This is a genomic window from Bartonella sp. TT29SHDZB, from assembly GCF_042193395.1.
Classification (GTDB): Bacteria; Pseudomonadota; Alphaproteobacteria; order Rhizobiales; family Rhizobiaceae; genus Bartonella.
Genome location: NZ_JBHILQ010000008.1, coordinates 78,405 through 87,139 on the forward strand (window position 1 = coordinate 78,405; position 8,735 = coordinate 87,139).

Sequence of the window (8,735 nt, forward strand, 5' to 3'; positions counted from 1 at the left end):
CAGTTCCCAAGGCAAGGATATCCTATATTGAAGCAAGCAAAATCATTGGTTTGCACATCATAAAAGGGAGAGAGTGGGCGAAAATATTTGAAGAAAAGACTATATGCCTTTTATGAATTCTCTCAAATGTCAAAAGCTGTTGTAACATGAGAAAAATAGTATGATAACGCGCAGCTGGTACTTTGATGAAGTAAAGAGGGGCATGAAGTGAAGAGAGGCATGAAGTGAAGAGAGGCATGAGGTAAAGAGGGGCGTGAAGTAAAGAGGGGCATGAGGTAAAGAGGGGCGTGAGGTAAAGAGGGGCGTGAAGTAAAGAGGGGCGTGAAGTAAAGAGGGGCATGAAGTAAAGAGGGGCATGAAGTAAAGAGGGGCATGAAGTGAAGAGAGGGATGAGGTAAAGAGGGGCGTGAAGTAAAGAGAGGCATGAAGTAAAGAGAGGCGTGCTTGATGGCTTATACGCTTACAGAGGCTGTTTTGAAATGCGCTTGAACGCGCTGGAAAATATTTTAAAAAAGCGTGATGAGGGGTACAAGTGTATTCTGTTGTAGGATGTTCTATTGGGAGTAAAAGGATAACCCCATTAAAGAACACGTTAAATAAAAGCATAAAATATGCCATTTCCACGATTTAAAAGATATTGTCGGCAGGCTTTAAGCTCGTAAAGCGGAAAAGTGTTGCCGGATGTTGGTTTTTACCCTTGAAATTTCATATCATTCTCAAATGAAATTATGTACCCATTATGGAAAGTACGCTAAAAGATATGTGTAGTATGCGCACTTTGATCTGGTCTATAAAAGCTAAAACTGCTTGCTCTTAGTCGTTTTAATGTCTGTTTTAAAATATGTAGCGAGCGATAAAGGTTGATGAACAGGAAAGGGAATGGGTTTTATGCTGCTGGCGTTAAGTTCTCATCTTAAAGTTTGGGGACTATAGAGGTGGGTTTAAAGAGGTTGGACAAACTCTTGGTGCTTAATAAAATAGATTAGAACTTTTTTGGAGAATGGAAACTTCCCTTATTGATTGTTGGAAAGGCACTTTTAAGACAAAATATCAAAATAAGTATCAGGAACAGAAAGGCTATAGACAATGCCTTCTTCTGTCAATGTGAACGAAGCCGAACCATTGACGGAAATGGGAACAATTTTTTCAAGAACGGCACTGCCAAAACAGGCTTTTTTATTGTTTGTGAAAGGGACACCGGATTCAAAATTTTCATTCCATGTGATGATAAGGTGCGTTTTGCCATTCAGTTTTGTTTCAATTTCACAGCGTATACAGACACTGCCCTTTTCTTGCGAAAGGGCTCCAAAAGAAAGAGAATTGACAATCAGTTCATGAAAAGCCAAACCAATATGCAAAGCGGCATTGGGAAAAAGATAAGGATCGACACCTTCAAGTGAAAAACGTTCTGTTTCTTTCATTAAATAGCCTAAAGCTTGCGTTTGGACCAATTCGCGAAATTGAGCACCACGCCAATCGGAATCGGTGATCAGATCTTGAGAATGAGAAAGAGAATGAAGACGACCTTGAAATTTGCGTAAGAAAACCTGAAGAGATTCAGTATAGCGTGCCGTTTGGCTGGCAATACTTTGAATGATCGCTAAAAGATTTTTAGAACGGTGGCTTACTTCTCGAAGGAGAATTTTAAGCACTTGTTCACGGCGGCGTAAGCCCGAAATATTAACACCAGTGGTGATAATACCGATAATGTCTCCGTTATCATTGCGGTGGCAGTCAACAGAAAATTTGTACCAAATCTCTTGTTTATTCGTATCTTCAAAACGTGCTTCGACGGTTTGCATTTTGCCACTGGCTAAAACTTGCAGTTTGATGGTTTCCATATTGTCTGCAAGGTCAAGCGAAAAAAAGTCGCTGTCACGACACCCAACCCGCCATTTATTGTGCAAATGGTGTGGCAAGTTTTCAGCCCATAAATAAACCAAATTTGTTGCCTGATAGAGAACACAAATATCAGCACCACGAATCGCTTGCATGAGCGCGCTTATATGAGATCTGTCCATGGGAGGCTTTGAAAGAGGCGTAACGATCATAATTTTAAGATGTTACTCTGTTCTAAGCCGCTTTAGAAGCATTCTCTTGAAAAAATAAAGCTTGGGAAATAAGCGCTTTTACCATATCAGGGTTAAAAGGTTTGGTCACTAAAAAAGTCGGTTCTGGACGTTCGCCTGTGAGAAGCCTTTCGGGAAAAGCCGTGATGAAAATCACCGGTATACGATCATTTTTCAAAATCTCGTTGACCGCATCAATGCCTGAACTGTTATCGGCTAATTGAATATCAGCCAAAATTAAACGTGGCTTTTTCTTATGATACATGATGACAGCTTCATCACGCGTGCGCGCTATTCCTACAACATGGTGACCTAAGCTTTCTACCATTTGTTCAATATCAAGCGCAATAAGAGGCTCATCTTCAATAATCATCACTTCAGTGGCAATTTGTTGAGAAATGTCAAAAGATGCTTGGTTGAGAAGCTTGCGAAATTCTTTCGTATCCAGATTCATGATTTCGCTAGCTTCTTGTTCATGAAATCCTTCAACGGCAATGAGCAAAAATGCTTGGCGTGCACGGGGCGTGAGATAGGATAATTTGGCACTGGTTTTTTGTTCAAGACCAAATTGAGGCAGGGGTTCTGGGATGTTCGGTGTGGTTTGGTCAAAAAGATGGCAAAAAAGCCAATAGGTACCAATTCGGTCAGTGGAAGCTTTGGGAAAAATGGAGATGTCGGCAATGAGTGCTTCCAACATCGCTGATACATAAGCATCGCCAGAGGATTGGCTACCAGTGACAGAGCGGGCAAAACGCCGGAGATAGGGAAGATGCGGTGCAATGCGTGTTGATAATGACATAATTTATAACTCCTTTGACCTTGCAAGCATTTTGTTGGTTGAAACCCTCAACTGATAAAAAAGTTCCTTGATTTGTATGGAACTTTTTACTGACAGCCATATTTACAACCATAAGGCGAAAAAATTCTTCGCGGTGCTACCAATATTATATGGATTAGGGGGATGAAAAATGAACGACCGTGATGAAAAAAATCTCACTAGGCAATTTACAGTTGGAGATGATCTGCTCGGGGTCAATAGTGAAATAGCACGGAAATTACGCCAGTTTTACATGGAAATTCAGGAAGAAGCACTGCCACGGTGTTTGCTCGAGCTTTTAGAAAGATTAGAGCGCGCAGAGCAATTTGACTTAAACAATGTGGAAAAGGTTTGATCCTTTATGTCAAAGTGCACAAAAAACTTTAAACAAGAACTCCTTTCTGTGTTGCCTGCTTTACGCGCTTTTGCTGTTTCTTTAAGTGGCAAACATGATAAAGCCGAAGATTTGGTTCAAGATACTGTTATGAAGGCATGGGCTAAGCAAGACAGTTTTGAGATGGGAACTAATCTTAAAGCTTGGCTTTTTACCATTTTGCGCAATGAGTTTTATAGTCAAATGCGCAAAAAGGGAAGGGAAGTGCAAGATACCGATGGCGTGTTTACCCAAAATGTTGCTGTGCATCCTGCGCAATATGGATCGCTTGATTTGCAAGATTTTAAAAAAGCCTTAAATCTGCTTTCTGCTGATCAAAGAGAAGCCATTATTCTCATTGGTGCATCGGGATTTTCTTATGAAGATGCTGCGGCTATTTGTGGTTGTGCTGTTGGAACCATTAAAAGCCGTGTGAGCAGGGCGCGTAATCGATTACAAGAACTTCTTGAGGTGGATGGTGAGTCTGATTATGGTCCTGATTCTTATTCCGCTGGAAGTACATTGTGTTCATTTAACGGCTAAAAAAGCATAATAATTATGATGGATAGCCTTGTTTTTTTTATTCCCGTTATAGCTATTACAGTAAAGTCAGTATCTGAGGAAATTCAGAAGTTTGGCGTGTATCCTTAAGAACACAAGAAAAGCCCGTATAAAATTTTCTCACGGGCTTTGGGTTTTATGTTCCATAAGGTTGCCTTCCTTTGTGCTGAAAAATGACGACTTTCAAGTTCGCCACTGGAAATTCTATGACAACAAAGACAAATTTGCTGCCTCAAATGCCTTCTTCTCATGCAACGATATCACGCTGGCGGTGGGGGGCGATTGTTGTTTCTCTTGTGATGGCTCTTTTGGCATCGGTTTTTATTATGTTGCTTTCAAATGCCGTTGATCGAGAAGTCGCACAGTTGAATACAAGTTCAGAATTGCGCGAACAGGCTGATTTGGTCCTTATTAGCCTGATTGATATGGCTGTTGCTGATCGCAGCTATGCAAAAACGCGCAAGGCGGAAGATAAAATACGTTTTGAAAATGCAGAGCGGGAGTTGGGAGATATTCTCGACTATATCGCACTTATTGTTTATGCGCATCCGCAGTGGGATGAGTGGTTTAGGGCTTTTAAAAAGGAAGTCGAAGCAAGACAAGCTTTTATGAATGCCCATATGCATGCTCTTGATACAGTTCCTGAGCCATCTTCTCAACCTTCCGTCTCTTTAGATGTCTCCAAAATTCCCGTGGCACGCTTAGCGCAATTGATGACAAGTTTTATTAATGGGGATGATGTGGTGCGCCAAAAACAGCGCGAGGGTATCGCATTGATGCGGGCGGCTTTGACATTGGCGGCTATTGTTTCCGTTGTGAGTACCTTTATTTCTGCCTATTTTGTGATTAATCGTTTTCATCGTGATGTACGTTCTTTAAAATTGTATCAATTGCTGCTTCATAGCGAAAATATCGCTCTGGAAGCCCGCGTGAAAGAACGAACACAAGAATTAGAAAAAGCACGCAATCACGCCGAAAAAGAACGCCAACGGGTTGAAATATTGTTGCAGGATGCAAGCCATCGCATTGGCAATTCTCTTGGGACGGTGTCTTCTTTGCTGGGGCTTCAGTTAAGTCGGAGTAAAAATGAAGAAGTCCGTACTGTTCTAGGGGCTGCACGTGATCGTATTCAGACAATTTCTACAGCTCATCGTCGTTTGCGTTTAAGTGATGATATGGAAACGACACTATTGGCAGAGTTTCTCAGTTCTGTTGTGCATGATGTCGAATTGGCGGTCCCTTTTGAATTGCGTGAAAACATTACCATTCACACCAACTTTAAAGAGTGTCGTCTGTCTTCAAGAGATGCAACAACACTTGGAATTATCCTTGGCGAGTTGCTAACCAATTCCTTAAAACATGCCTTTCCTGATCAACGGTCGGGCCATATTTATATTTCCTTTGGTCCCCAGAACGATGGACAATTGATGCTTATTGTAGAAGATGATGGCGTGGGGATGAAGAGCCAAACTTTAAAACAAAAGACAGGACTTGGTCGTGTAGTTGTGGAACAGCTTTGTATGCAATTTGGTGAAAAACCTCTGTTTGAAACTTCGGCTTTAGGAGGCACAAAAATTGTCATTCCTTTGCCAAAACTTAGCACGAGTAGTTCAAAAAAAATCTCTGACTGATTTTTTAAAATGGTCAATTTTCTCTTTGCCAATGGTAAGCTGCTTTTCATTCATCGTGAATGTATGGAGAGGACACTTTTTCACAAGAAGGAGGATAAAATACGGCTTCATAGCGCGAACACATCACTCTTTAATATTTAAATTATCGATTGTCTTCAAGAGAAGCACCTTTGCTTCTTTATCTTTTGGTGTAATGTTTGATTTTCTCTCTTGTTGTTTTTTTGCTTTGTTGATTCCAATGATCGGCTTTCAAAATTCTCCTTGTCTGAGAGCTTTGAAGTGCTTAAGTTAGCTTTTAAATTTATTTTGAATAAGAACTTCTTTGAGCCAATAATACTTATATTCGTAAGCTCTATTGCTTTGCAAAAAATTGTTTTTTCAAGTTTTGTTATTTTTTGTAAGGGCTGTTAAAATTTTAAATATAGGGTGTTTTTGTAAGCGTGTGGGAGAAATATTTTTAAGGTAAAACGTGCTTGTAAAAAACTCATGCCCTCCCTCCTTCAGGGCTTTAAACAGCATCAGTGCTCAACCAGTGGAATCTGTGCAACAAGAAGTCGGGTTGTTTATAGAATGATATGGGTTTTAGAATCTTCGTTCTTTAGAAAAACTCACCTTTGATTTGAGATTTTATGGCATGGAAAACAAAGGGATTTTTATCGTTTTGATAAAATAAACAAAAAGCGTTAGCCTTTTGGGGTTCCATATTTTGCACTTTTCTGTTGTGCGTAAACCTGAAAAAGGGAGGGTGTTTTATTTTTAATCCTTATTATGCTGCTTTGGGTGGTGCATCTTTCGGCGTATCCTTTACAGATATTAAAGTGTGGAAATCTCTTTGAGAAAAGTTAAGCGCTCAAGCATATTTTTGAGATGTTTGAAGTCATAAAAATGCAGATGCTTTTATGCTTTAAGTCTCTTCGGAGGGTGCTATCGGGCTGTTGATCAAAGAATCAATATTGTTTTTTTCTTGTAGGAATGTTTGTAGATCTTGATTGGTTAAGGCTTTGCTATCTGGTATACGGATGCGCATGGGATCAACCTTGACGCCATTGACAATGATTTCAAAATGACAATGAGGACCAGTTGCCATTCCTGTTGATCCAACATACCCAATAATTTGTCCTTGTCGTACTTTCACGCCTGGTTTGATGTCTGGTGCATAACGGCTTTGGTGTGAATAACTGCTGACATATCCATTGGCATGTTGAATTTCCGTATGGTTTCCATAGCCGCCTGTTACGCCTACTCTTGTGACAATACCATCTCCTACAGCAATAATGGGCGATCCTTTAGGAGCAATCCAATCGACACCCGTATGCATGCGAATATAGCCTAAAATAGGATGTTTGCGTGGACCAAAGGGGGAGCCAAAAATGCCATTTGGTGTGGGTTTGCGCAGCAAGAAAGGCTTTGAACTCTTCCCTTCAGAATCATAATAATCAACGCTTCCATCTTTTAATTGATAACGGTAATATTTATAAGTTGTGTTGCCAAAAGTTGCACTAATATAACGAATTTCTGGATCAGCGTTCTTGGAGGGTTCTTTGGCTTTCAAGTTCTTTTTGCCGTTTTGGGTTTCTTTATCGCTTTGTGGTATGGCATAAAATATTTCAATCTGATCATTGGGGGTTATCTGGCTTTTCATATCAATGTTGGTGGCAAGCAGACGAATAAGACGATGAGAGAGAGATTGTGATATATTATGACTGAGCAAAGCACTATAGAGTGCATCATAAGCTGTTGGTAATTGCGCGCTATTGATATAAGAATGCGGAATACCATTTTGAAAAGCCGTTTTAAGTGCTTTAGACATTTTAGGCTCTGTGCTTTCAATAAATTGACCTTTATCATTCAGAGCAATGGTGAGAACATGATGCATCCCTTGATAAATGCTTGCACGGACGAGATGATCTTTTTCGCCAGCTTGTGTCACGATACCAATGCGTAAAAGACTTCCCTCTTTAAGGGTATCGGAAAGGCTCATTTTTTCTAGTGTTTTTACAACCTGTTCAATTTGCTCTTTTGTATAACTGGTTTTTTTGAAAGCATCGGCTATCGTTTGTTTTTTACGAATAGGAATAATATCTTCAACATAGTTTTTCGTCAGATCGATACGGTGACTTTGAGGAGAAACGGTTACATTTTCTTGGACGATTCGAACTTCAGGGGATTCTGTGCCTTGGGAAGGGGAGGATACATCTTCTAATTTTAAAGGATCAATCAATGTGAGAACTGAAAGAAGTTCGGAGCTCTTTTCTAAAGTAAACCCAGCTTTTTGTACTTCTTGTTGTGCTTCTTCATCTGTCAATGTATCGCTGTCATCAAAATCCAATTGATCTATCTTAAAATCATAGCTGCGTAAGGTGATTTTTGTTTCGACCTTTGCTCCATAAATCTGTCCAGAATCTTGTAGTTTAGCGCTTTGATTTGTCGAATCATTAGCAAGAATGCTTAAAGAATCAAATTTGGGATAGCTATATTTCTGGGGGCGCTTTTCGGCTAAAGCCATACGAATCCATTCAAAATGTTGTGTTTGAATGACCTTTTCATCACCTTTTTTTTGTAGAATCGATAATTCAAATTGACGTTTTCTGTCAAAGCTTTGCCGTGCATGGGTGGGAGAAATACGATCACCTTTATAGCCATTGGCCTCAGGATCTTGTGATTCTGATAGGTTTTCTTGTGTAAACCATTGTGGAGGGGTTACCAATCGCTGTTGTTCATCAAGAGCCGTAAAAAGTGCAATCCCCATAAGAATGCAGGAAGTGATTCCTGTCAAAATGGTTCCCGTAAGCCAACGAGCAGAGACTTGTCGGCGAGCAGGCCGCAAGCGCTTAATGACAAGAGCAGGGTCTTGTCCAGGATCGTTTTTTTGTTGTTCGTTATCCCACATAGATTTATAAGAGTACTTTTCAATATTAAATAAAGAAAGCTAGATAGATAGCTTAGCATGCTTCTACAGGAATTTGATTCTTTTTACAAATTACAGATCATGCGATTCTTTTTATACAGCAATGTCTTTATAAATCGTATCTGCGCAGAAAATTTTCCTTAATTAAAGTAGCATAAAACAAGCGTTATTGTGATTAACTCATTCCTAGGCAACTTCCTATTTTTATGCATTGTAATGGGGTGCTATATTTTACTTTAAAGGCGCCATGCTCTCTTTGAACTCCTTGCTGTTTTCATGTTTTATTTTTATGAAGGCAGATTTTTCCAATAAAATCTTGAAATAGGATTTTTTGTTACAATTTTATTGGTAATGTTTGGGGCATTTTATTTAAAAA

Annotated in this window: 6 protein-coding genes; 3 read left to right on the forward strand and 3 right to left on the reverse strand. The window is 39.7% G+C overall.

The window, feature by feature from the left end; translation table 11 throughout:
• Positions 1 to 1,037: 1,037 nt before the first annotated feature.
• Positions 1,038 to 2,051 (reverse strand): HWE histidine kinase domain-containing protein, encoded by a 1,014-nt coding sequence (locus tag ACFIJJ_RS05625; RefSeq protein WP_375622696.1) that lies wholly within the window; start codon positions 2,049 to 2,051, stop codon positions 1,038 to 1,040.
• Between the two features lie 22 nt (positions 2,052 to 2,073).
• Complete coding sequence (locus ACFIJJ_RS05630) at positions 2,074 to 2,868, reverse strand: response regulator (protein WP_375622694.1); 795 nt, start codon at positions 2,866 to 2,868, stop codon at positions 2,074 to 2,076.
• A 169-nt stretch (positions 2,869 to 3,037) separates the two neighbouring features.
• Between ACFIJJ_RS05630 and ACFIJJ_RS05635 the strand changes: the two genes are divergently transcribed.
• The 3 genes from ACFIJJ_RS05635 (at position 3,038) to ACFIJJ_RS05645 (ending at position 5,451) form a co-directional block, all read left to right on the forward strand.
• The gene (locus tag ACFIJJ_RS05635) at positions 3,038 to 3,241 is read left to right on the forward strand and encodes a NepR family anti-sigma factor (protein ID WP_375622692.1); all 204 of its coding nucleotides are present in this window, start codon (positions 3,038 to 3,040) and stop codon (positions 3,239 to 3,241) included.
• 6 nt (positions 3,242 to 3,247) lie between these two features.
• Positions 3,248 to 3,802 carry an RNA polymerase sigma factor gene (locus tag ACFIJJ_RS05640; protein ID WP_375622690.1) on the forward strand — a complete coding sequence of 185 codons (555 nt, stop codon included), beginning with the start codon at positions 3,248 to 3,250 and terminating at the stop codon, positions 3,800 to 3,802.
• Between the two features lie 224 nt (positions 3,803 to 4,026).
• Entirely contained in the window at positions 4,027 to 5,451 is a 1,425-nt protein-coding gene (locus tag ACFIJJ_RS05645; RefSeq protein WP_375622688.1) for a sensor histidine kinase, read from the forward strand.
• A gap of 904 nt (positions 5,452 to 6,355) precedes the next feature.
• On the opposite strand, the gene ACFIJJ_RS05650 is transcribed toward ACFIJJ_RS05645, so the two are convergent.
• Positions 6,356 to 8,341 (reverse strand): M23 family metallopeptidase, encoded by a 1,986-nt coding sequence (locus ACFIJJ_RS05650; RefSeq protein ID WP_375646292.1) that lies wholly within the window; start codon positions 8,339 to 8,341, stop codon positions 6,356 to 6,358.
• Between the last annotated feature and the right edge of the window lie 394 nt (positions 8,342 to 8,735).